The sequence below is a fragment of the uncultured Modestobacter sp. genome (genome assembly GCF_947486615.1).
In the GTDB taxonomy this organism is placed as follows: Bacteria; Actinomycetota; Actinomycetes; order Mycobacteriales; family Geodermatophilaceae; genus Modestobacter.
In genome coordinates this window covers 1-1,516 of sequence record NZ_CANKUD010000025.1, presented here as the reverse complement: position 1 = coordinate 1,516, position 1,516 = coordinate 1, and the positions used below count along the sequence as shown (strand labels likewise).

Below are 1,516 nucleotides of genomic sequence, written 5' to 3'. Positions count from 1 at the left end.
ACGACTAATGGGGCTTACCGAGCCTGCTGGTCTCTGGCAGGTTCGGTGCCGGTAGCGGCCGGTGGGTCAGCACTCCCGACGACGGGAACCACGTGATTCCTAGGGTCAGATCGTGCGCCCACCGGTCGTGAGGGGGCTTGACCGCTGATGGGATGACGTGCCCCGGGGCTGGCTCCGGTGAGCACTGGACCATTAGTCCGCTGGCTGTCTCCCTCCGCGCTGCCGACCGCAGTGAGCCGACCGGAGGGGCGCGATGTTGTTCGTTGGAGATGACTGGGCCGAGGATCATCACGACATCGAGGTGCAGGACGACGACGGGCGCAGGCTTGCCCGGGCTCGATTGCCGGAAGGCATCGCCGGGTTGACCCGGTTGCACGAGTTGCTCGCCGAGCATCTGACCGACGAGGACGTGGATCCTGAGACCGGGTTCGTCGCCCAGAACGTGCTGGTCGGGATCGAGACCGACCGTGGCACATGGGTGTCTGCGCTGGTAGCAGCGGGCTACCGGGTGTTCCCGCTCAACCCGGTGCAGGTGGCCCGCTACCGGGAACGGCACGGCGCCTCCGGCGCCAAGTCCGACCGCGGCGACGCGCACGTGCTGGCCGAGATCGTCCGTGTGGACCGAGCTCACCACCGGCCGATGGCCGGCGACAGCCCGCAGGTGGAGGGGCTGAAGATGGTCGCGCGGGTACACCAGAGCGCGATCTGGGACCGCACCCGTCACCTGCTGAGGCTGCGCAGCGCGCTTCGTGAGTTCTTCCCCGCCGCGCTCGAGGCCTTCCCCGAGCTGACCGCCCCGGACGCACTGGAACTCCTCGAGCGCGCACCCGATCCCGCACGCGCGGCCCGGCTATCCAGATCGAAGATCACCGCCGCCCTCACCCGGGCCCGCCGCCGCGACACCGAGGCCAAGGCCGAGGCGATCCAGGCGGTGCTGCGGGCACCGGCGCTGCGCCTGGCACCGGAGATCGAGGCCGCCTACGCCGCGATCGTGGCCAGCCAGGTCCGTCTCATCGCCAGCTTGAACAGCGAGATCGCCGCACTGCAGGCGGTGCTGGCCGAGGGTTTTGGCCGGCACCCGGACGCTGAGATCCTCACCAGCCAGCCCGGGCTGGGTCCGATCCTCGGCGCCCGGGTGCTCGCCGAGTTCGGCGACGACCACGCCCGCTACGCCGATGCCAAGGCGCGCAAGAACTATGCCGGCACCTCACCGATCACCCGCGCCTCGGGCACCCGACGGGTCGTGCTGGCCCGCTACGCCCGCAACAGACACCTCGCCGACGCCACCCACCAGTGGGCCTTCTGCGCCATCACCGCCTCACCCGGCGCCCGCGCCTACTACGACACCCTCCGCGCCCGCGGCGCCGGCCACCACGCCGCCCTCAGACAGCTCGGCAACAGACTCGTCGGCATCCTCCACGGCTGCCTCAAGACCCGAACCACCTACAACGAGACAACCGCCTGGCCCGACCTCACCGCCACCGCGGCTTGACCTCCAAGCCCATGGGATGTCTGA

1 protein-coding gene is annotated in these 1,516 nt (G+C 70.3%); it reads left to right on the top strand.

What is annotated here, in order from left to right; translation table 11 throughout:
* Positions 1-253: 253 nt before the first annotated feature.
* Complete coding sequence (locus tag Q1A09_RS22500) at positions 254-1,492, top strand: IS110 family transposase (protein WP_299960626.1); 1,239 nt, start codon at positions 254-256, stop codon at positions 1,490-1,492.
* Positions 1,493-1,516: the final 24 nt, after the last annotated feature.

Bases quoted from the DNA above. Each gene is read 5' to 3' on its own strand.
- Q1A09_RS22500 (WP_299960626.1), top strand. From the start codon at position 254: ATGTTGTTCGTTGGAGATGACTGGGCCGAGGATCATCACGACATCGAG.